This window comes from Mumia spirodelae, assembly GCF_050632745.1.
GTDB lineage: Bacteria > Actinomycetota > Actinomycetes > Propionibacteriales > Nocardioidaceae > Mumia.
Map to the genome: position 1 here is coordinate 721,083 of NZ_JBODSD010000002.1, position 22,107 is coordinate 743,189.

Sequence of the window (22,107 nt, forward strand, 5' to 3'; positions counted from 1 at the left end):
TCAACGGACGAACGCCCCGGCCTGCTGCACGAGCTCGAGCAGCGGACCAGGAAGAACTCCCAGCACGATTGTGACAGCCACCGCGACACCGATGACCGACCAGGTCAGCGGGCTGGGCACGGCGACCGACGGTCCGTCGCCCTGCGGAGCCGCGAAGAAGAGCAGCACGACGACGCGGACGTAGAAGAACAGCGCCATCGCCGACGCCACCACACCGACCACCACGAGCGGCCAGGCGCCGCCCTCCCAGGCTGCCGCGAACACCGACCACTTGCTGATGAACCCGCCCGTGAGCGGGATCCCGGCGAACGACAGCAGGAAGATCGTGAACGCGAGCGCCACCACCGGCGACTCCTTGCCGAGGCCCGCCCAGCGCCCGAGGTGCGTCGTCTCGCCGCCGGCGTCGCGTACCAGCATCACGACGGCGAACGCGCCGATCACCGCTGCGCCGTACGCGACCAGGTAGAACAGCACCGCCGACACGCTCGTGACGCCGTCGCCGGTGGTCATGCCCGCCATGCCGACCAGCAGGAAGCCCGCGTGCGCGATCGACGAGTAGGCGAGCATCCGCTTGACGTCGGTCTGGGCGATGGAGACGACCGCGCCGAACAGCATCGTCACGATCGCGATCACCCAGACGGCCGGCGTCCAGTCCCACCGGGCACCGCCGAAGGCGACGAAGAAGATCCGCAGCATCGCGATGAACGCCGCTGCCTTGGTGCCGGCCGCCATGAACGCGGTGACCGGCGTCGGGGCGCCCTGGTAGACGTCGGGCGTCCACGCGTGGAACGGCACCGCTGCCACCTTGAAGAGGAGCCCGACGAGGATCAGCGCCATCCCGGCCAGCAGCATGGTCTCGCCGCCGATGCGGTTGGTCACCGCGGTGGAGATGGCTCCGAGGTCGAACGAACCGGCGTAGCCGTAGACCATCGCGATGCCGTAGAGGAAGAACGCGGAGGAGAACGCGCCGAGCAGGAAGTACTTCATCGCCGCCTCCTGGCTGAGCAGCCGGCGACGACGCGCCAGTCCGCACATCAGGTACAGCGGGAGGCTCAGCACCTCGAGCGCGACGAACATCGCGAGGAGGTCGTTGGCCGCGGCGAAGAACATCATCCCGGCCAGCGCGAACATCGCGAGGGGGAAGACCTCGCTGTGCTCGATGCGCAGTCGCGTGGCCTTGCGCTCGTCGGCGCTGCCCGGCGGGGTCGCCGCCTGGCTCGTGAAGGCGCTGAGTCCGCCGTCGAGGCGACGCTCGGCGAACAGGAGGACCCCGAGGAGGCCGAAGAAGAGCAGCGTCCCCCACGCGACGACGGCGGGGCCGTCCACGCTCAGCGCGCCCATGGTCGTCGGGCCGCCGCGCGCGGTCACGTCACCGTCGACCGGGGCGAGGTCGGTCCCGACCCACACCGTCGCCCCGAAGGCGGCGACGACGCCGACGACCCCCACGACCACCTGGGTGACGAACCGGTACGCCCGCGGGACGAACGCCTCGACCAGGACACCCAGCACGGCCGCGCCGAGCACGATGAGCAGCGGCGACAGCGTGGCGTAGTCGATGTCGGGGGCATCGATCGGCGACGGGGCCAGCGGGAGGGCGGCCTGCACGCTCACGGCACTCACTTGGAGCTCCCCTCGGCGGTCGGGAAGGACGGGGTCTGGGGCTCGGGATCACCGATCTGGACGTGGTCGAGCGTCTCCGCGACCGCGGGGTTGACCACGTCGAGGATCGGCTGCGGGAACAGCCCGAACCCGATGAGCAGCACGACGACCGGCGCGATCGCGACGATCTCGCGCGGCACCATGTCGGTCACGCCGCGGTTGTCCTCGCGCAGCGGGCCCGTCATCGTCCGCTGGTACATCAGCAGGATGTAGAGCGCCGCGAGGACGATGCCGAGGGTCGCGAAGACCGCGGCCGTCGTCGAGCGGGTGAACGTGCCCGCGAGGACGAGGAACTCGCCGACGAACGTCGAGAGCCCCGGCAGCGACAGCGACGCGAGACCGGCGATCAGGAACAGGCCGGCCGTGATCGGAGCGATCTTCTGGACGCCGCCGAAGTCGGAGATCCGGGCCGAACCGCGCCGCTGGATCAGGAAGCCCGCGATCAGGAACAACGCAGCCGTCGAGAGACCGTGGTTGAACATGTAGAACGTCGAGCCCGACGCCGACTGCGTCGTCAGCGCGAAGATCCCGAGCACGATGAAGCCGAAGTGCGACACCGACGTGAACGCGATCAGGCGCATCATGTGGTCCTGGCCGATCGCGAGCAGCGCGCCGTACAGGATGCTGATGACGGCCAGGGTGATCACGACCGGGCTCGCCCAGTCCGAGGCCTCGGGGAACAGTCCCAGGCAGAAGCGGATCATGCCGAACGTGCCCAGCTTGTCCAGCACGCTCACCAGCAGCACCGAGGTGCCCGGCGTCGCGGCGGACGCGGCGTCGGGGAGCCACGTGTGCAGCGGCACCATCGGTGCCTTCACGGCGAAGGCGATGAAGAACCCCATGAAGAGCCACCGGCCCTCGACGGTCCCGATCGACAGGTTCTGCATGTCGGCGAGCAGGAACGACGGGTCGCCCTGGTCGTTGGAGAGGACCCACAGCCCGATCACCGAGGCGAGCATCAGCAGACCGCCGGCGAGGGAGAACATGAGGAACTTCAGGGCCGCGTACGACCGCCGCGCACCGCCGTAGCCGCCGATGAGGAAGTACGCGGGGACCAGCGCCGCCTCGAACAGCACGTAGAAGAGGAAGACGTCCGTCGCGGCGAAGACGCCGATGACGAGCCCCTCGAGCGCGAGCATGAGCGCGAAGAAGGTGCGGACGCTCCAGCGCGCGTCGTCGGCGTCGTTCCAGCCCGCGACGATGACGATCGGCACGAGGATCGTCGTCATGAGGATCAGCGTGAGACCGATGCCGTCGACGCCGAGCGCGTAGTGGACGCCGAGCGGCTCGATCCACTCGTGCTGCTCGGTCAGCTGGTAGCCGCCGCCCCCGTCGAGGTCGTACTGGGACAGCACGCCGAGGGAGACGCCGAGCGAGACCAGGGAGACCCCGAGAGCCGTCCACTTCGCCAGCTCGGGACGGCGGCGCGGCAGCAGGGCCACGAGCACCGCCCCGACGAGCGGGACGACCATCAGGACGGTCAGCCAGGGGAAGGACATGTCACTCACGCGAGGTTCACCGCCAGGAGGGCCAGGACGAGGACGAGGGCGCCGCCGAAGATCTCCGCGGCGTACGTCCGGACGAAACCGGTCTGGAGCCGGCGCAGACCACGTGCGCCGTCGCCCACGAGCTCGGCGGTGCCGTTGACCGCACCGTCGATGCCGCTCCCGTCCACGTAGACGAGCGACCGGGTGAGGTACTGGCCGGGCCGCATGAAGAGCGCCTCGTTGACGGCGTCGCCGTAGAGGTCAGCCCGTCCGGCCCGGGTGAAGACCGACACTTTCTGCGGGGCGGTGTCTGGGACCGACCGCCGGGCGAAGAGCGCGTACGACAGGGCGATCCCGATCGCGACCACGGCGACGATGATCAGCGTGATCACCCAGGCGGGCACCGCGAGCTCGTGGTGCTCCTCCCCCGTGACCGGGGCCAGCCAGTCCTCGATCCAGTTCGAGAACGTCAGCGCGCCGCCGACGACGGAGAGTGCCGCCAGCACGATCAGGGGCACGGTCATGATCTTCGGCGACTCGTGCGGGTGCACGTTCTCGCGCCACCGCTTCTCTCCGAAGAAGGTCAAGATCATCACGCGCGTCATGTAGAACGCGGTGACGCCGGCGCCGAGCAGCGCCGCCAGCCCCGCCCAGAAGTTGGTCGCGAACGCGGTCTCGATGATCCGGTCCTTGGAGAAGAACCCGGAGAAGCCGGGGAACCCGATGATCGCGAGGTAGCCCATCGCGAAGGTCACGAACGTCAGCGGCATCATCTTGCGCAGCGCGCCGTAGTGCCTCATGTTCACGTCGTCGTCCATGCCGTGCATCACGGAGCCGGCGCCGAGGAACATGTTGGCCTTGAAGAAGCCGTGCGTGATCAGGTGGAAGATCGCGAACGCGTAGCCCGCCGGGCCGAGACCCGCGGCGAGCATCATGTAGCCGATCTGGCTCATGGTCGAGCCGGCGAGCGCCTTCTTGATGTCGTCCTTCGCACAGCCGATCCAGGCGCCGAAGAGCAAGGTGACGGCGCCGACCACGATCACGGCGGTGCGCGCGACCTCCGACAGGTCGTAGATCGCGGCGGACCGCACGACCAGGTAGACGCCCGCGGTGACCATCGTCGCCGCGTGGATCAGCGCCGACACCGGGGTCGGGCCCTCCATCGCGTCGAGGAGCCAGCTCTGCAGCGGCACCTGGGCGGACTTGCCGCAGGCGCCGAGCAGGAGGAGCAGACCGAGCGCGGTCGCCACGCCCTGGGAGGCGTTCGCGACGTTCAGGCCGACGGCGTGGATGTTGGTCGTCCCGAACTGGGCGAACATCAGCATGATGCCGAGCGCCAGGCCGAGGTCGCCGACCCGGTTCACGATGAACGCCTTCTTGGCGGCGACCGCGGCCGAGCGCTTCTCCTGCCAGAAGCCGATCAGCAGGTACGACGCCAGGCCGACGCCCTCCCAGCCGAGGAAGAGCGCCAGGTAGTCGCCGGCGAGGACGAGGACGAGCATCGCCGCGACGAAGAGGTTGAGGAACCCGAAGAAGCGGCGCTTGCGCGGGTCGTGCGCCATGTAGCCGATCGAGTAGACGTGGATCAGCGACCCGACGCCGGTGATCAGGAGCACGAACAGCGCCGCCAGCTGGTCGTAGTAGATGCTCATCGTCACGTCGAAGCCACCGACCTGGATCCAGGTCCACAGGTCCTGCGTGACCGCCCGGTCGGACACGTCCTGGCCGAGCAGCGCGATGAACGCGACCAGCCCGACGACGAACGACGCGATCGAGGCGAGCGTGCCGAGGAGGTGACCGAACCGGTCGAGCGGACCGTGGTCCCCCGCACCGTCGCCGATGAGGAGGATCGCGGCGCTCACCGCGGGGATCGCCACCACGAGCCACAGCCAGGAGAACACGCCGTCGGCGGCGACCGGCACGACGTCCGCGTGCTCGGTCGCCGCCAGCACGACGGTGGACATACTCGTCATTCCCGCCCCCTCAGAGCTTCAGCAGACTGGCGTCGTCGACCGAGGCCGAGCGACGGGTACGGAAGATCGACACGATGATCGCGAGGCCCACCACGACCTCGGCGGCGGCGACCACCATCACGAAGAACGCCGCGATCTGCCCGTCGAGGTTGCCGTGCGCCCGCGCGAACGTGACGAACGCGAGGTTGCAGGCGTTGAGCATCAGCTCGACGCACATGAAGACCACGATCGCGTTGCGGCGGACGAGGACCCCGATCGCGCCGATCGTGAACAGCAGGGTCGAGAGACCGATGAAGGGTTCGACGCTCACTCGTCCTCCTCCTGAGCGGTGCCCGCCTGCGAGCCCGTGCCGCCGGGTCGGTGGTCCTCGTGCTCCGGGGCGCGCGGGCCGGCGACGGAGATCGGCGCGGACTCGATCACGCCTCGCTCAGGGCCGTCGGCCTCGAGCCGGCGCAGCGTGACGCCGACGTCTCCGGCGAAGGCACCGTCGCGGACCACGCCGCGCTCGCGCAGCGTCTTCGACGTCGACGACTCCGCGGGGGTGCCGTCGGGCAGCAGCGCCGGCACGTCGACGGCGTTGTGACGCGCGAAGACGCCCGGGGTCGGCAGGTTGCCGGGGTGCTCGCCGTGCTCGGCGTAGCGCTGCATCCGCTCGACGGCCAGCTCGCGCTGCGTCGGCTTGGGCTCGAGGCGCTCGCGGTGCGCCAGCACCATCGCGCCGAGCGCCGCCGTGATGAGCAGCGCGCTCGTCGCCTCGAAGGCGAACACGTAGCGGTTGAAGAGGAGCCGGGCGAGGCCGTGCACGTTCCCATCCGCGTTGGCCTCGCCCAACCCGACCACGGGGCCGACCGTCGTCTGCGCGACGACGGTGACGAAGAGGAAGCCGAAGAGGACGCCGATCACGACGGCGACCAGCCGCTGTCCCCGGATCGTCTCCACCAGCGAGTCGGTCTTGTCGACGCCGACGAGCATGAGGACGAAGAGGAACAGCATCATGATCGCGCCGGTGTAGACGATGATCTGCACCGCGAAGAGGAACGGCGCGTCCTGCATCGCGTACATCATGGCGAGCGAGATCATCACGACCGCCAGGCACAGCGCCGAGTGCACCGCCTTGCGCGACAGCACGACGCCCAGCGCGGCCAGCACCATGATCGGTGCGAGCAGCCAGAACGCGGTCACTGGTCGCCTCCCGCTGCGGGCCCGCCCGCGACCGCGCCCTCAGCGACCGCCCGTGCAGCCGCGTCGCCGCGGTAGTAGTCGCGCTCGGTGTCGCCCAGGCGCAGCGCGTGCGGCGGCGCCTCCATCCCCGGCAGCAGCGGCGCGAGGAGGTCGGACTTCTCGTAGATCAACGACTCGCGGCTGGTGTCGGCCAGCTCGTACTCGTTCGTCATCGTCAGCGCACGCGTCGGGCACGCCTCGATGCACAGGCCGCACAGGATGCAGCGCAGGTAGTTGATCTGGTAGACGCGGCCGTAGCGCTCACCGGGCGAGAAGCGCTCGTCCTCGGTGTTGGAGGCGCCCTCGACGAGGATCGCGTCCGCCGGGCACGCCCACGCGCACAGCTCGCAGCCGATGCACTTCTCGAGCCCGTCCGGCCACCGGTTGAGCTGGTGACGCCCGTGGAACCGCGGCGCGGTCGGCCGCTTCTCGAACGGGTACTGCACGGTGACCGGCTTCTTGAACATCGTCCGGAACGTCACGCCGAATCCGGCGATCGGGTCCCAGAGCTGCTCCTTCAGCGTCGCCATCGCGATCAGGCCTCCTTCTTGCCGGAGCCACCGGCCGACGCCCCGGTGGAGGACGTCTGCCGGCCCGGCATCGGGGGTACGGGGTAGCCGCCGGCGAACGCGTCGTGCTCGGGTTCGGCGACCTCGGGCGTCCGTCGCTCGGGGATGAACTGCACGACCAGCAGCGCGGCCACGACCACGCCGGCGAGGATCAGGATCATCGTCGGGTCCAGGTCACCGTCGGTGATGAGGCGACGCATCACGCAGACCACGACGATCCAGGCCAGCGAGACCGGGATGAGGATCTTCCAGCCGAACTTCATGAACTGGTCGTAGCGCAGGCGCGGGAGCGAGCCGCGCAGCCAGATGAACACGAAGATGAACAGCAGGGTCTTGCCGATGAACCACAGGAACGGCCAGTAGCCCTCGTTGGCTCCGTCGATCTGCGAGATGCCCCACGGCGCCCGCCAGCCGCCGAGGAACATCGTCGTCGCCAGCGCCGACACGGTGACCATGTTGATGTACTCGGCGAGGAAGAACAGGGCGAACTTCAGCGAGGAGTACTCGGTGTGGAAGCCGCCGACGAGCTCGCCCTCGGCCTCCGGGAGGTCGAACGGCGCGCGGTTGGTCTCGCCGACCATCGCGATCATGTAGATGATGAACGACGGCAGGAGCGGCAGCGCGAACCAGCCGTCCTCCGCCTGCGCGGCCACGATCTCCGAGGTCGACATCGAGCCCGCGTAGATGAAGACCGTGACGAGCGAGAGGCCCATCGCGACCTCGTACGAGATCATCTGCGCCGACGACCGGACGCCGCCGAGCAGCGCGTACGTCGAGCCCGACGCCCAGCCGCCCAGCACGATGCCGTACACGCCGATCGAGGTCACGGCGAGGATGTAGAGCACCGCGACGGGGAGGTCGGTGAGCTGCAGCGGGGTCACCGTGTCGGTGAACGGGATCGTGACCTCCGGGCCGAACGGGATCACCGCCCACGCGAGGAACGCCGGGATGGTCGCGATCACCGGCGCGAGGAAGTAGACGACCTTGTGCGCGTGCTTGGGGAAGATCTCTTCCTTCAGCGCGAGCTTGACGCCGTCCGCGAGGCTCTGGAGCAGACCGAACGGACCCCAGACGTTGGGGCCGACGCGGTGCTGCATCCGCGCGACGACGCGTCGCTCGAACCAGATGTTGAAGAGGGTGAAGACCACCAGCACGACGAAGACGAGGAGGGCCTTGAGGATGATCACCCACCAGGCCTCGTTGCCGAAGATGTCGCTCACAGCTCCTCCTCGTCCGCAGGCGCGGCGTCCTCCGCCGGGGCCGCCGTCTCGTCAGGCCCGCGCTCGTCGAGCGGCGCAGCGTGCGGATGCGGGTGCGGCGGTCCCGAGAGCGCGTCGGACGCGTCGCCGGTCGACCGCTCGACGGTGACGACGTCGCCGTACGCCGCGCCGAGGATCCGCAGCAGCGACAGGCCGTTGGAGTTGGCCGGCGTCCAGACCACGCCGTCGGCGATGTCGGCGACGTCCACCGGCACGGCCACGGCTCCGCGGTCGGTGCGCAGCACGATCTCGTCGCCCTCGCGGACTCCGGTCGCGCGCGCGGTGGCGGCCGACAGCAGCGCCACCGACGGGCGCGCCGTCGCCTGGTAGTGCCGGTCGCCGTCCTGCCCGCGGCCGTCGTCGATCAGGCGACGCCAGGTGTCGAGGACGACATCGCTGGGGTCGGTCCGCGGCGCACGACCCGGGACGACCTCGGGCTTCGGCGCGCGAGCACCGTCCCAGTCGCCGAGCTCGGCCAGCTCCGCGGCCGCCCCCTCGGGCGTACGGAACCCGAGGTCGCGCCCCGCGGCCTCGGCGATCCCGGCGAGGACGCGCGTGTCGGGGAGCGCGTGCGGCGGGGTGAGGACCGCGCCGAACGGGCGGCGGCGGCCCTCCCACGTGTAGTACGAGCCGGACTTCTCCATCGCGGCCGCGACCGGGAGCACCACGTCGGCGCGCTCGGTGACCGCGCTGGCGCGGACCTCGAGGCTGACCACGAACCCGGCGGCCTCGACGGCGTCCAGGGCGCCCTGCGGGTCGGCGAGGTCGTCGACCTCGACGCCGCCGACGAGGAGTCCACCGATCTCGCCCGCGCGGGCGGCGGCGAGGATCGCGTCGGTGCTGCGTCCCGCGGTGCTCGGGACGGACGGGACTCCCCAGGCGGCGGACACGTCTGCGCGCGCCTCGGCGTCGGCGACCGGGCGGCCGCCGGGCAGGAGACCCGGGAGGCACCCGGCCTCGACGGCGCCACGGTCACCGGCACGGCGCGGGACCCACGCGAGGCGGACTCCGCTGCGGGCAGCCGCCGCGAGCGCCGAGGTGAAGGCACCCTCGACGGTCGCGAGGCGCTCGCCGAGGAGCACGATCGTGCCGGCCTCCAGCCCCGCCTCGCCGAGCGCCTTGGCCTCGTCGCCGGGGACCGTGCGGACCAGCCGGCCGCCGACCTTCTCCAGCGCGCGCGTCGCGTGGCTGGCCAGGGCCACGACCTCGGTGCCGTTGTGCCGCCACGCCTTGCGCAGCCGCAGGAAGATCGTCGCGGCCTCGTCCTCGGGCTCGAGGCCGACCAGCACGACCTTCTTCGCGTGCTCGAGGTCGCGGAACGTGACTCCGACCCCCGTGCCCGCCACCGCGTGCGCCAGGAACGCGGCCTCCTCCTCGGAGTGCGGCCGTGATCGGAAGTCGATGTCGTTGGTGCCGAGGACGGTCCGGGCGAGCTTGGCGTACGCGTACGCGTCCTCGACCGTGAGGCGGCCCCCGGTGAGGACGCCGACTCCCGCCGCTGCCGTCAGCCCGCGGGCGGCGGCGAGGAAGGCGGCCGGCCACGACGCCGGCTCGAGCGCCCCCGTCTCGGGGTCGCGGACGAGCGGCCGGGTGAGACGGTCGGGCTGCCGGTCGTAGGCGAACGCGAAGCGGTCCTTGTCGCTGATCCACTCCTCGTTGACCTCGGGGTCGTCGCCCGCCATCCGCCGCATGACCTTGCCGCGACGGTGGTCGACGCGGATCGCGGACCCGCAGGCGTCGTGCTCGGCCACCGACGGCGTCGACACGAGGTCGAAGGGCCGCGAGCGGAAGCGGTACGCACTGCTGGTGAGCGCACCGACCGGGCAGATCTGGATCACGTTGCCGGAGAAGTACGACGAGTAGGGCTCGTTCTCGTAGATCGCGACCTGCTGCAGGGCGCCGCGCTCGGCCATCGCGATGAACGGGTCGCCCGCGATCTGCTCCGAGAAGCGCGTGCACCGGGCGCACAGGATGCAGCGCTCCCGGTCGAGCAGGATCTGCGGGGAGATGCTCAGCGGCTTGGGGTAGGTGCGCTTGGCCTCGACGTAGCGGGACTCGCCGCGGCCGTGGCTCATCGCCTGGTTCTGCAGCGGGCACTCGCCGCCCTTGTCGCACATCGGGCAGTCGAGCGGGTGGTTGACCAGGAGGAACTCCATGATCCCGGTCTGTGCCTTGTCGGCGACCGGCGAGGTCACCTGCGTCTTCACGACCATGCCCGGGGACACCGGCAGCGTGCAGGACGCCTGAGGCTTGGGGAACCCGCGCCCGTTTCCGGCGTCGGGGACGTCGACGAGGCACTGGCGGCACGCCCCGACCGGGGCCAGCAGGGGGTGGTCGCAGAAGCGCGGGATCTCGACGCCGATCAGCTCGGCGGCGCGGATCACCAGCGTGCCCTCGGGGACGCTCACCTCGACGTCGTCGATCGTCAGCGTGACGAGGTTCTGGTCGGCCAGCTCGGTGCCCGGGTCGTTGCCCTGGGTGACGGTCATGCCGAGACTCCCTTCCGCGCCGTGCCGGACGTGGGCTTCGCCCAGGCGGTCGAGCCCTCGTACGGGAACAGGTCCCACGCCGGGGTGTGCATCCCGGCCTCGAACTCGTCGCGGAAGTGCTCGATCGCCGACGTGATCGGGCTCGTCGCCCCGTCGCCGAGCGCGCAGAACGCGCGACCCAGGATGTTGTCGCACTGGTCGAGCAGCAGCTCGATGTCGCCCTCGGTGCCCTTGCCGGCCTCGAGGCGTTCGAGCGTCTGGACGAGCCACCAGGTGCCCTCGCGGCACGGCGTGCACTTGCCGCAGGACTCGTGCTTGTAGAACTCGGTCCAACGGAGCACGCAGCGCACGACCGACGTCGTCTGGTCGAACAGCTGCAGCGCCTTGGTGCCGAGCATGGAGCCGGCGCCCGCGACACCCTCGTAGTCCAGCGGGACGTCGAGGTGCTCGGCGGTCAGCAGCGGCGTGGACGAGCCGCCGGGGGTCCAGAACTTGAGCTCCGAGCCCTCCCGCATCCCGCCCGACAGGTCGAGGAGCTCGCGCAGGGTGATGCCGAGCGGAGCCTCGTACTGTCCGGGGTTCTTCACGTGCCCCGACAGCGAGTAGATCGTCATGCCCTTGGACTTCTCGGTGCCCATCGACCCGAACCAGTCCGCCCCGCGCTCGACGATGCACGGCACCGAGGCGATGGACTCGACGTTGTTGATCACGGTCGGCGCGGCGTACAGGCCGGCGACGGCGGGGAACGGCGGACGCAGCCGCGGCTGGCCGCGCCGGCCCTCGAGCGAGTCGAGCAGCGCGGTCTCCTCGCCGCAGATGTACGCTCCCGCGCCGGCGTGCACGACCACGTCGATGTCGATGCCGGAGCCGAAGACGTCGGTCCCGAGGAACCCGGCCTCGTACGCCTCCGCGACCGCGGCCTGCAGCCGCCGGATCACGTGCAGCACCTCGCCGCGGACGTAGATGAACGCCTTCTTGGCCCGGATCGCGTGGCAGGTGATCGCGACGCCCTCCACCAGCGTGTGGGGGCTCGCCATCATGAGCGGGATGTCCTTGCAGGTGCCCGGCTCGGACTCGTCGGCGTTGACCACGAGGTAGTGCGGCTTGTCACCGCCCGGCTGGCTCGGGTCCTGCGGGATGAAGCCCCACTTCATGCCGGTCGGGAAGCCGGCACCGCCGCGGCCCCGCAGGCCGGAGTCCTTGACGGTCTCGATGACCGTGTCGGGATCCATCCGCAGCGCCGAGCGCAGGGCCGCGTACTCGCCGTACGCGTCCAGCGTCCACGCGCGCTCGTGGTCCCACCCTCGGGTGAGGACCGGGGTGAGGGGTGCGACGCTCATTCGGCCTCCTCGGCTTCCTCGCGCTGCGCGGGCGGGGTGGTGCTGTCGTCGACCTTGGTCTCGGACTCGGCACGCTGCGTGTCGGCCTGGGCGACCGCGGCCTCGGCGGACCCGCCGGTGGGCGGCTCCTGGCCGGTGGCGGGCTCCTGGCCGGAGGGGCGAGCCTGCGTGTCGCGGCCACCCTCCTCGCCCGGCGCCGTCCATCCGTGCTCGTGCGCGAGCCGGAGCCCCGCCAGCGAGGCGTCGCCCGCAGCGGGGCCTTCGTCGGCGCGGCCGTCGGGGAACCCGGCGAGGACCCGCTCGGCCTCGCGCCAGGTCGTGATGCGCGCGCCTCGGGTCGCCGTACGAGGCTTGCCGGAGCGCAGGTCGTCGACCAGCTCGACGGCGGAGTCGGGCGTCTGGTTGTCGAAGAACTCCCAGTTGACCGTCATCACGGGCGCGTAGTCGCAGGCGGCGTTGCACTCGATGTGCTCCAGCGTCACCTTGCCGTCGGCGGTCCGCTCGTCGTTGCCGACGCCGAGGTGCTCGCGCAGGCGGGCGAAGATCGCGTCGCCGCCCATCACCGCGCACAGCGTGTTGGTGCAGACGCCGACGTGGTAGTCGCCGACCTCGCGGCGCTTGTACATCGTGTAGAAGGTCGCAACGCCGTTGACCTCGGCCGCCGAGACGTCGAGCAGCTCGGCGCACAGCTCGATCGCCTCGGGCGTGACCCGACCCTCGACCGACTGCACGAGGTGGAGCATCGGCAGCAGCGCCGAGCGCTTCTGCGGGTAGCGGGCGATGATCGCCTGCAGGTCGTCGCGGACGCGTGCGGAGTCCAGACCGCTCACCGGTCCACCCCTCCCATCACGGGGTCGATGCTGGCGATCGCCACGATCACGTCGGCGAGCATGCCGCCCTCCGACATCGCCGCGGTGGCCTGCAGGTTGCTGAAGGACGGGTCGCGGAAGTGCGCACGGTACGGACGGGTGCCGCCGTCGGAGACGAGGTGGCACGAGAGCTCGCCGCGCGGCGACTCCACGCTGGCGTACGCCTGGCCCGCCGGGACGCGGAAGCCTTCGGTCACCAGCTTGAAGTGGTGGATCAGCGCCTCCATCGACTCGCCCATGATGTGGCGGATGTGGTCGAGCGAGTTGCCCTGACCGTCGGGGCCGACCGCGAGCTGCGCCGGCCACGCGATCTTCTTGTCGGCCACCATCACCGGCGCGCCCTCGAGCCCGCGCAGCCGCGCGAGGCACTGCTCGACGATCCGCAGCGACTCGTCCATCTCGTCGAGACGGATGCGGAAGCGACCGTACGCGTCAGGCTCGTCGCGGGTGATGACGTCGAAGTCGTACGTCTCGTAGCCGGAGTACGGCTGCTTCTTGCGCAGGTCCCAGTCATAGCCGGTCGCGCGCAGCGGCGGACCGGTGACCCCGAGCGCGAGGCAGCCGGCGAGGTCGAGGTAGCCGACCTCCTGGAGCCGCCCCTTGAAGATGGGGTTCTGGTTGCACAGCGCCGCCAGCTCGGGGAGCCGCTTGCGCATGAGCTTGATGAAGCGGTCGACGGCATCGAGCCCACCCTCGGGGACGTCCAGCGAGACGCCGCCCGGGCGCAGGTAGGCCGAGTTCATGCGGAGCCCGGAGAACATCTCGAAGATGTCGAGGCACAGCTCCCGCTCACGGAACCCGACGGTCATCACCGTCAGCGCGCCGATCTCCATGCCGCCGGTGGCGATCGCGACCAGGTGCGAGGAGATCCGGTTGATCTCCATCATCATCACGCGCAGGACGTTGGCCTTCTCCGGGATGTCGTCGGTGATCCCGAGGAGCTTCTCGACCGCCAGGACGTACGCCGCCTCGTTGTACATCGGCGACAGGTAGTCCATCCGGGTGCAGAACGTGACGCCCTGCGTCCAGGTGCGGTACTCCATGTTCTTCTCGATGCCCGTGTGCAGGTAGCCGATGCCGCAGCGGGCCTCGGTCACGGACTCGCCCTCGATCTCGAGGATGAGGCGGAGCACGCCGTGCGTGGACGGGTGCTGCGGCCCCATGTTGACGACGATCCGCTCGGACGCGTCGGGATCGACGCCGGCGACGACGGTGTCCCAGTCCTGGCCGGTGACGGTGTAGACCGGGCCGGACGTGGTGTCCTGGCTCTGGGCGTACGGGTCGCCACCCGCCTGCGGGAAATCGGTGCTGGTGGTGCTCACGAGTAAGACCTCCGCTCGTCCGGCGGTGGGACGGTTGCGCCCTTGTACTCGACGGGGATGCCGCCGAGGGGGTAGTCCTTGCGCTGCGGGTGACCGGGCCAGTCGTCCGGCATGAGGATGCGGGTCAGGGCCGGGTGGCCGTCGAAGACGATCCCGAAGAAGTCGTACGTCTCGCGCTCGTGCCAGTCGGCGGTCGGGTAGACCGCGACGACGGACGGGATGTGCGGGTCCTCCTCGGGCGCCGCGACCTCGAGCCGGATGCGCCGGTTGTGGGTCATCGACAGCAGGTGGTAGACGGCGTGGAGCTCGCGCCCGGTGTCGTGCGGGTAGTGCACGCCGGAGATCCCGCTGCACAGCTCGTAGCGCAGGCCCGCGTCGTCGCGCAGGTGCTGGCACACCTCGCGGATCCGCTCACGGCGCACGTGCAGCGTGAGCTCGTCGCGGTCGACGACGACGGACTCGACAGCGCCGTCGCCGACGGTCTCGCCGAGGGCCCGCTCGAGGTGGTCCGCCACTTCGTCGAACCAGCCGCCGTACGGGCGACGCGACGCGGCGGGCATCGCGACCGGGCGCTGCAGGCCGCCGTAGCCGGTGGTGTCACCCGAGCCACGGACGCCGAACATGCCCTCGCGGACCTCGATGACCTCGAGCGTGCGGGCCTCCGACGGGACGACCTCCTCGCCACCGACGGCGGTGCTGCTCGGGTCCTGGGTGCCACCGGTCGAGGTGCCGGTGCCGGTGCGCTCGCTCTCGCTCATCGCAGGAGCCCCTTCATCGCCGACGTCGGCACGGCCTCGAGGGCGATCTTCTCGTCGGAGGCGATCTCGGCCTGGCGGTGCGCGCCGAGCTTGGTCTCCTGGATCTTGGTGTGCAGCTTCATGACGGCGTCGATGAGCATCTCCGGGCGCGGCGGGCAGCCGGGCAGGTACATGTCGACCGGGACGACGTGGTCGACGCCCTGCACGATCGCGTAGTTGTTGAACATGCCGCCCGAGCTCGCGCAGACGCCCATCGCGAGGACGTACTTCGGCGCGGCCATCTGGTCGTAGATCTGGCGCAGCACCGGCGCCATCTTCTGGCTGACGCGGCCGGCGACGATCATCAGGTCGGCCTGGCGCGGCGAGGCGCGGAAGACCTCCATGCCGAAGCGCGACGAGTCGTACTTCGGGGCGCCGAACTCCATCATCTCGATCGCGCAGCACGCCAGGCCGAAGGTGGCCGGCCAGAACGACGCCTTGCGGAAGTAGCCCGCCAGACCCTCGACGGTCGTCAGCAGGACTCCGCTCGGGAGCTTCTCCTCCAGGCCCATGTCAGTCCCACTCCAGTCCGCCGCGGCGCCAGACGTAGACGTACGCGACGAAGACCGTCGCGATGAACAGCAGCATCTCGACGATGCCGAACCAGCCGAGCAGGTCGAACTCCACCGCGAACGGGTAGAGGAAGATGATCTCCACGTCGAAGACGATGAAGAGCATCGCGGTGATGAAGTACTTCACCGGGACGCGTCCACCGCCCACCGCCTGCGGGGTTGGTTCGATGCCGCACTCGTACGAGTCGAGCTTGGCGCGGTTGTAGCGCTTCGGTCCCGTCAACGGGGCGATCAGCACGGAGAACAGCGCGAACGCTCCCGAGATGGCGGCGAGCACCAAGATCGGGGTGTACTCGGTCACCGCATCCTCCCTTCGTGAAAACCTTCACGAGCCTGTCCACAGGCCCTCACCGTCGAGTGAGTTCTTGTGTTTCACGTCACTATGCCACGGGTCGAGAGCCCGCTCGACACGGGGTGGCTCAGGTCACAGAAGAATGGCCGAGATGCCGTCCGACCTGCGATTACGCACCAGAAGCGTTGCGTAATTCGGCGGGGCGTACGGCGGGGCGTACGGCGCGGAGGTCAGCCCTTGGTGGCGGTGTGGAGCGCGACGATGCCGCCGGAGAGGTTCTCCCAGCGGACGGGTCCCCAGCCGGTCGCCGCGATCACCTTGGCGAGCCCGAGCTGGTCGGGCCAGGCCATGATCGACTCCGCGAGGTACACGTACGAGTCGGGGTTCGACGAGACCGCACGCGCGACCGCCGGGAGCGCCCGCATCAGGTACTCGAGGTAGACCGTGCGGAACGGCGCGAACGTCGGGTGGCTGAACTCGCACACGACGAGACGCCCGCCCGGCCGCGTGACGCGCAGCATCTCCTCCAGCGCGACCGCCGGCTCGTGCACGTTGCGCAGCCCGAAGGAGATCGTCACGGCGTCGAAGGTGTCGTCGGCGAAGGGCAGCCGCATCCCGTCGCCCGCGGTGAACGGCAGCGTCTGGTGGTGACGCTTGCCCTCGCGGAGCATCCCGATGCTGAAGTCGCACGGGACGACGTACGCACCGTCCTCGGCGAACGGGACCGACGACGTGCCGGTGCCGGCGGCGAGGTCGAGGACGCGGTCGCCCGGGCCCGCCGCGACGAGCCTGCGGACCCGACGTCGCCACTGCCGGTCCTGGCCCAGCGACAGCACGTCGTTCGTGAGGTCGTAGCGCCTCGCGACGGCGTCGAACATCGACGCGACCTCGTGGGGCTGCTTGTCCAGGCTCGCTCGGCTCACGCGCCTACTGTGTCACGCACCGCGCGACCCTCCACGGCACGGGTCGTACCCTGGCAGACGTGACCGACACCGTCGTCCCTCTGCGTGGACCCCTCCGGCTCGTGGCGCAGTCGGTCCTTCTCGACCCCACGGCGCTCGAGGGCGTGCCCCTCACCCATCTGCTCCCCACCGACAGCGCGCTGGCGTGGGTGCGCGACGGCGACGGCATCGTCGCCTGGGGCGAGGCGGCCCGCGTCGAGACCACCGGACCGGACCGGTTCGCCGATGCGAGCGCGTGGTGGCGCGAGATCTCGGCGCACGCCGTCGTCCGCGACAAGGTCGACGTCCCGGGCAGCGGTCTCGTGGCCTTCGGCTCCTTCGCGTTCGGCGACGACTCAGGTCGCACCCGCGGCCGCGAGCCCGGCAGCTCCGTCCTCGTCGTGCCGCGGGTGGTCGTCGGACGGCGCGGCACCACCACCTGGGTGACCACCATCCGCGACGCCGCGCTCGCACCGTCGGCCGAGGTGGGTCCCACCGACGAGCCGGCAGCTCCCGAGGGCGTCGTCTTCACCGACGGCTCGACCTCGGGCGCCCAGTGGGAGTCGATCGTGTCCGAGGCGGTGCGGCGCATCGAGGCGGGACTGCTCGACAAGGTCGTCCTCGCCCGCGACCTGGTCGCCGACCTCGCCGAGCCGCTCGACGTGCGGGCTCCGCTGCGACGGCTCGCCGAGGCCTACCCGAACTGCTGGACCTTCCACGTCGACCACCTCTTCGGAGCGACGCCCGAGATGCTGGTGCGCCGCGAGCGCGGACTGGTGACGTCGCGCGTCCTCGCCGGCACGATCCGCCGCACCGGCGACGACGCCCGCGACCTCGCGCTCGCCGGATCGCTCGCGCGCTCCAGCAAGGACCTCGAGGAGCACGAGTACGCGGTGCGGTCGGTGGCCGACGCGCTCGAGCCGTACTGCTCCTCGACGAACGTCCCCGAGGCCCCGTTCGTGCTCCACCTGCCCAACGTGATGCATCTCGCCACCGATGTCGCCGGTGTCGTCGACGGCGCGCACGAGTCCGCGACCGCGCTCGACCTGGCGGCGGCACTGCACCCGTCGGCGGCGGTCGGCGGGACGCCCCGGTCGGTCGCGCTCGAGCTGATCGCCGAGATCGAGCAGATGGACCGCGGCCGCTACGCCGGACCGGTCGGATGGATCGACGCCGACGGCGACGGCGAGTGGGGCATCGCGCTGCGCTCCGCCGAGTACGACGGGTCGCGCGTGCGCCTGTTCGCAGGCTGCGGGATCGTCGCCGACTCGGACCCGGAGGCGGAGCGCGCCGAGTCGCAGGCCAAGCTCGTGCCGGTCCGCGACGCGCTCACCGCGGACTGAGGCTCGATGCCGCCGAGGGCTACAGCAGCGCCTGGGCACCCAGGAACGTCGTGACCGCACCGGTGAGCGCGGTGGTGAGGACGACGAACGCGCCGGCGGCGGCGAGACCGGCGATCCGCCGAAGGCCCGAGCCGTTCTTGGGGAACACGATTTCTCGCGCCCAGGCCAACGCCCGCCCGGCGAAGCTCAGTGCGGACCTCGCCCAGGCGTACTCCAGCGCCAGCAGCGCCATGCCGACACCCGCGACCACCAGGCCCGGCCCGGGAAGAACCGTCATCGCCAACCCGATCAGCACCACGAGAGGGCCGACGACCGAGACGAAAACCTTGGAGATCAGCCGACGGCTCCGTTTGCCGTGTGCCCACGCCTCGAGTCGGTCGATCAGCCCGTGGGCTCGGGCGACGAACGCCTGCGCGCGTGCGGACACCGTCGCAACGGCTGGCGGGGCAGGGGCAGCGGAGGAAGCAGGCATGGAGGATTCCTGGGCAGGCGACGGGCGGCACCCTGCCATGGCGAGGGACCTCCCTCAACGGTACTGGCGAGGGGAAACGCACAGGAGGACCGAGCAGGCCGCCGGCTAGGAGAACAGCCCCGCGAGGTCGTCGGCGGTGAGCTCGCCCGAGGCGGTCGCCTCGTCGTCCAGGACGCTCGCCACCAGCTCGGCCTTGCGCGCCTTCAGCTCGACGACCTTCTCCTCGATCGTGCCTGCGGAGACGAGCCGGTACACCATCACGGGCGAGTCCTGCCCGATGCGGTGCGCCCGGTCGACCGCCTGGGCCTCGACGGCGGGGTTCCACCACGGGTCGAGGACGAAGACGTAGTCGGCCTCGGTGAGCGTCAGCCCGACCCCGCCTGCCTTGAGGCTGATCAGGAAGACCGGCTGGTCGCCCGCCTTGAACCCGTCGATGACCGCGGGTCGGTCCCGCGTGCTGCCGTCGAGGTAGGAGGTCGCCACGCCCTCGCGCTCGAGCCGGTCCTGGACCCGCCGCAGGAACGTCGTGAACTGGCTGAACACGAGCGCACGGTGTCCCTCGGCCGCGAGCTCGAGCACCTGCTCGACGAGGAGGTCGACCTTGGCCGACCCGACGGCGTCGTAGCGCGGGTCGACCAGGCCCGGGTCGAGGCTGAGCTGACGCAGCCGGGTCAGCGCCGCGAAGATGGTGATGCGGTGGCGACGCAGGGCCACCTCGTCGTCGCCCGCCTCCTCGAGCAGCCCGAGGATGCGCTGACGCTCGCGCTGCAGGTGGGTGTCGTAGATCTTGCGGTGCCGCGCCGAGAGAGTGACCTCGAGCACCTGCTCCTGCTTCGGCGGGAGGTCGGCGGCGACCAGCTCCTTGGTCCGGCGGAGCATGATCGGGCGGATGCGCCGGCGCAGAAGCGCGAGCAGGTCGGCGTCGCCGCCCTTCTCGATCGGGTTGGCGACGTCCTTCGCGAAGTGAGTCGGGTAGGGGAACAGGCCCGGTGCCGTGAGCGAGAGGAGCGACCAAAGCTCCATGAGGTCGTTCTCGACCGGCGTGCCGGTGATCGCGAGCGAGAAGGGCGCGTCGACGCGTCGGACGGCCTGGTAGGTCTTGCCGCGGTGGTTCTTCACCGCCTGCGCCTCGTCGAGGATGCGCCCGGACCAGGCGAGGTCGGCGTAGTCGTCGGCCTCGAGCCGCAGCAGCGTGTAGGAGGTGACCACGAGGTCGGCGCCGGCGGCCACCTCCCTCAACGACTCCTTGCGCCGGGCGGCCGACTCGGTGACCGTGCGGACGACGAGGTCAGGGGCGAACTCGGCGGCCTCGTGCGCCCACGTGCCGACGACGCTGGTCGGCGCGACCACGAGGAACGGCGCCGCCTGCGGGTCGGTCTCGCGGGCACGGACCACCAGGGCGAGCGTCTGCAGGGTCTTGCCCAGCCCCATGTCGTCGGCGAGGATCCCGCCGAGCCCGTGGTCGGCCAGGAACGCCAGCCACGAGAACCCCTTCTGCTGGTACGGGCGCAGCGTCGCCTTGAGCCCGGTGGGAGCCGCGACGTCCGGCACGCCCTCCTCCCCCGCGAGGCGGCGCGCCATGGCCACCCATCGCGCGGCCTGGACGTCGACCACCCCGAGCTCGTCGAGCTCGTCCCACAGGTCGAACGCCTGCGTCGCGACGCTCATCGTCGCGGCGTCGCGGGGCTGGTCGCTCAGGGCGCGCGCGTCCTCGAGCATCCGCGCCAGCGCGTCCAGCTCGGGATGGTCGACGCTGACGTAGAGGTAGGTGCCCTTGCGCTCGGTCTGGTGCAGCAGGATCTTGTCCTGCCCGGTGGCGATCGCCTCGATGATCGTCGCCAGGCCGACCTGGCGGCCGCCGATCGTGACGACGACCTCGAGATCCAGCCAGTCGGTGCGGCCCGACGGGGTCGGCGCGGTGGTGAACTGGATCTCCGGCTTGCCCAGGACCTCGCGGAACTCGGGCTGGTGGCCGTCGACCTGGACCTCGAAGGCGGGGTTGCGCCGGAGGCCGGGCAGCACGTCCTGGGCGAACCTGACCGCGTCCATCTCACGGAGGACGAGCGACGGGTAGGGGGTCGGCGTGGCGGCGCCCGTGCGGAGCAGCAGCGTGGCCGCGTCGTCGTCGAGGGCGAGCCGGTCGAGCGCGACGCGCTCGAGCCCGAGGTCGCGCATCCCGTACGGGGCGGGCTCGTCGTCGAGCGCGAAGACACGCACCGTCTGGCCCGTCGCGGGGCTGCGGTAGTGCCACGACCACGACAGGTGCGCCTCGTGGCCTCCGACCCAGGTCAGGGCCAGCACCAGGTGCGGAGCGGGCGGGTCCGGGACCGGCACGGAGTCGTCGCGCGACGTCACGTCGACGAGCCGGCGGACCCGGGGCAGGTAGGTGTGGAGCAGGTCGTCCATGCCGTCGCGGGGGACGGCGACCCGACGGCCGGTGGTGAACAGCTCCTTGACCGCGGCGGTCGGGGCACGGTCGAGCGGGGCGAGCGTCGCGACCGCGTCCTCGCCGGACCCTTCCCACAGCGCGACGCCGTGCTCCGGTGTCCCGAGGAAGGTCACGTCCTCCGCGGCGGCCCACGCACCGCCCACCTCCGCGCCCGCGACCAGGAAAGCACCGCCGGCACCGTCGGCCTGCAGGTCCATCGCTAGGCGAGCGGGCTGGGACGCGAGCCGGACCTCGGCGAACCCCGACGTGACCAGGGGCAGGCCGACCTCGGTGGCCTCCCGCAGCAGCCGCCACAGCGACGCGCCGAGCGCGGTGAGCGGGAGCGTGTCCTCGGACCCGAACCCGTAGGAGAACCGGGCCCGGTGGGTGCCGTGGATCGCGCGCAGCACGTCGACGTGCTCGGGGACGAACCTGCCGTCGCGGGGGTCGGCGACCACGAGGTCACGCCAGCCGACGCCGGTCTTGACCCAGCTGCCGCGGCGCCCGCGCGTGACGGGCCGCAGGCGCAGCGGCGGGCGCGTGGTGTCGCTCGTGCCCTGCCCGAACCGCCACTCGGTCTGCCTCCGGGGGCCGACCTCGAGGCGGAGCGCGAGCTCCTGACCCTCGCGGCCCGGCACCCGGCCCGGCGGCGCGGCGTCGTCCCCGACGTCGGCGACGAGGTCGTCGAGGACCCGCTCCCAGCCTGCACCAGGGGTCGCCCCGGAACCGGCTCCCGGACGCGCCTCGCGGTCGCGGGCGACCAGCACGGTCGCCACCGCGTGCTTGCAGCGGTGCGCCACCGGGCACGAGCACGCCGTGTAGAGCTCGACCGGCTGCCCCGGCTCGCTGCGGGCGGAGACGACGGTCTGGTAGCTGCCCGCGCCGCTGCCGGCGACGCTGCTCTGGAGGAGGTAGCCGTCGCGGTTGCGCGCGATGTCGAGGTCGATGACGTAGCCGTCGCGCGCGTAGGCCCTGCCGCGGGCGATCGTGCCCTCGTCCATGTGCAGACGCAGCAGGGCCTCGTCAGCGAGATCGGCGAGGGTCAGCACCTGTCCAGAGTAGGCGGCGGCGCCG

The 22,107-nt window shown here is 71.1% G+C and carries 18 protein-coding genes; 1 reads left to right on the top strand and 17 read right to left on the bottom strand.

Going from position 1 to position 22,107, the window contains the following annotated elements; genetic code table 11:
- From nuoN to ACQSSQ_RS13090, 15 genes are all read right to left on the bottom strand, one after another.
- Positions 1–1,620 carry an NADH-quinone oxidoreductase subunit NuoN gene (gene nuoN / locus ACQSSQ_RS13020; RefSeq protein WP_431327497.1) on the bottom strand — a complete coding sequence of 540 codons (1,620 nt, stop codon included), beginning with the start codon at positions 1,618–1,620 and terminating at the stop codon, positions 1–3.
- Positions 1,617–3,158, bottom strand: a complete 1,542-nt coding sequence (locus tag ACQSSQ_RS13025) for an NADH-quinone oxidoreductase subunit M (protein WP_431327498.1) — start codon at positions 3,156–3,158, stop codon at positions 1,617–1,619. Before ACQSSQ_RS13025 ends, nuoN begins: the two co-directional genes overlap by 4 nt.
- 5 nt (positions 3,159–3,163) lie before the next feature.
- On the bottom strand, positions 3,164–5,119 hold the full coding sequence (gene nuoL, locus ACQSSQ_RS13030) for an NADH-quinone oxidoreductase subunit L (protein WP_431327499.1): 1,956 nt from the start codon (positions 5,117–5,119) through the stop codon (positions 3,164–3,166).
- A gap of 10 nt (positions 5,120–5,129) precedes the next feature.
- Entirely contained in the window at positions 5,130–5,429 is a 300-nt protein-coding gene (gene nuoK, locus ACQSSQ_RS13035; protein ID WP_431327500.1) for an NADH-quinone oxidoreductase subunit NuoK, read from the bottom strand.
- Positions 5,426–6,271, bottom strand: a complete 846-nt coding sequence (locus tag ACQSSQ_RS13040) for an NADH-quinone oxidoreductase subunit J (protein WP_431328000.1) — start codon at positions 6,269–6,271, stop codon at positions 5,426–5,428. Before ACQSSQ_RS13040 ends, nuoK begins: the two co-directional genes overlap by 4 nt.
- Before the next feature lie 26 nt (positions 6,272–6,297).
- Positions 6,298–6,870 carry an NADH-quinone oxidoreductase subunit NuoI gene (nuoI, locus tag ACQSSQ_RS13045; RefSeq protein ID WP_431327501.1) on the bottom strand — a complete coding sequence of 191 codons (573 nt, stop codon included), beginning with the start codon at positions 6,868–6,870 and terminating at the stop codon, positions 6,298–6,300.
- A gap of 5 nt (positions 6,871–6,875) precedes the next feature.
- Positions 6,876–8,129 (bottom strand): NADH-quinone oxidoreductase subunit NuoH, encoded by a 1,254-nt coding sequence (gene nuoH / locus ACQSSQ_RS13050; protein ID WP_431327502.1) that lies wholly within the window; start codon positions 8,127–8,129, stop codon positions 6,876–6,878.
- On the bottom strand, positions 8,126–10,657 hold the full coding sequence (locus ACQSSQ_RS13055; protein WP_431327503.1) for an NADH-quinone oxidoreductase subunit G: 2,532 nt from the start codon (positions 10,655–10,657) through the stop codon (positions 8,126–8,128). Before ACQSSQ_RS13055 ends, nuoH begins: the two co-directional genes overlap by 4 nt.
- The gene (nuoF, locus tag ACQSSQ_RS13060; protein WP_431327504.1) at positions 10,654–11,997 is read right to left on the bottom strand and encodes an NADH-quinone oxidoreductase subunit NuoF; all 1,344 of its coding nucleotides are present in this window, start codon (positions 11,995–11,997) and stop codon (positions 10,654–10,656) included. Before nuoF ends, ACQSSQ_RS13055 begins: the two co-directional genes overlap by 4 nt.
- Positions 11,994–12,827 (bottom strand): NADH-quinone oxidoreductase subunit NuoE, encoded by an 834-nt coding sequence (gene nuoE / locus ACQSSQ_RS13065; RefSeq protein WP_431327505.1) that lies wholly within the window; start codon positions 12,825–12,827, stop codon positions 11,994–11,996. The genes nuoF and nuoE overlap by 4 nt, the downstream gene beginning before the upstream one ends.
- Positions 12,824–14,188: an NADH-quinone oxidoreductase subunit D gene (locus ACQSSQ_RS13070; RefSeq protein WP_431327506.1), complete on the bottom strand. Its 1,365-nt coding sequence runs from the start codon at positions 14,186–14,188 to the stop codon at positions 12,824–12,826. Before ACQSSQ_RS13070 ends, nuoE begins: the two co-directional genes overlap by 4 nt.
- Positions 14,185–14,946, bottom strand: coding sequence for an NADH-quinone oxidoreductase subunit C (locus ACQSSQ_RS13075; RefSeq protein ID WP_431327507.1), 762 nt, complete (start codon positions 14,944–14,946; stop codon positions 14,185–14,187). The genes ACQSSQ_RS13070 and ACQSSQ_RS13075 overlap by 4 nt, the downstream gene beginning before the upstream one ends.
- On the bottom strand, positions 14,943–15,497 hold the full coding sequence (locus ACQSSQ_RS13080) for a NuoB/complex I 20 kDa subunit family protein (RefSeq protein ID WP_431327508.1): 555 nt from the start codon (positions 15,495–15,497) through the stop codon (positions 14,943–14,945). The genes ACQSSQ_RS13075 and ACQSSQ_RS13080 overlap by 4 nt, the downstream gene beginning before the upstream one ends.
- 1 nt (position 15,498) lies before the next feature.
- Positions 15,499–15,858: an NADH-quinone oxidoreductase subunit A gene (locus ACQSSQ_RS13085; protein WP_431327509.1), complete on the bottom strand. Its 360-nt coding sequence runs from the start codon at positions 15,856–15,858 to the stop codon at positions 15,499–15,501.
- Positions 15,859–16,079: 221 nt separating this feature from the next.
- Positions 16,080–16,772: a demethylmenaquinone methyltransferase gene (locus ACQSSQ_RS13090; RefSeq protein WP_431327510.1), complete on the bottom strand. Its 693-nt coding sequence runs from the start codon at positions 16,770–16,772 to the stop codon at positions 16,080–16,082.
- 50 nt (positions 16,773–16,822) lie between these two features.
- On the opposite strand from ACQSSQ_RS13090, the gene ACQSSQ_RS13095 reads away from it, so the two are divergent.
- Complete coding sequence (locus ACQSSQ_RS13095) at positions 16,823–18,133, top strand: isochorismate synthase (protein WP_431328001.1); 1,311 nt, start codon at positions 16,823–16,825, stop codon at positions 18,131–18,133.
- A gap of 19 nt (positions 18,134–18,152) precedes the next feature.
- Here the strand turns inward: ACQSSQ_RS13095 and ACQSSQ_RS13100 are convergent, their stop codons facing one another.
- Both ACQSSQ_RS13100 and ACQSSQ_RS13105 read right to left on the bottom strand, forming a co-directional pair.
- Positions 18,153–18,605, bottom strand: a complete 453-nt coding sequence (locus ACQSSQ_RS13100) for a PGPGW domain-containing protein (protein WP_431327511.1) — start codon at positions 18,603–18,605, stop codon at positions 18,153–18,155.
- 105 nt (positions 18,606–18,710) lie between these two features.
- On the bottom strand, positions 18,711–22,082 hold the full coding sequence (locus ACQSSQ_RS13105; protein ID WP_431327512.1) for a DEAD/DEAH box helicase: 3,372 nt from the start codon (positions 22,080–22,082) through the stop codon (positions 18,711–18,713).
- Positions 22,083–22,107: the final 25 nt, after the last annotated feature.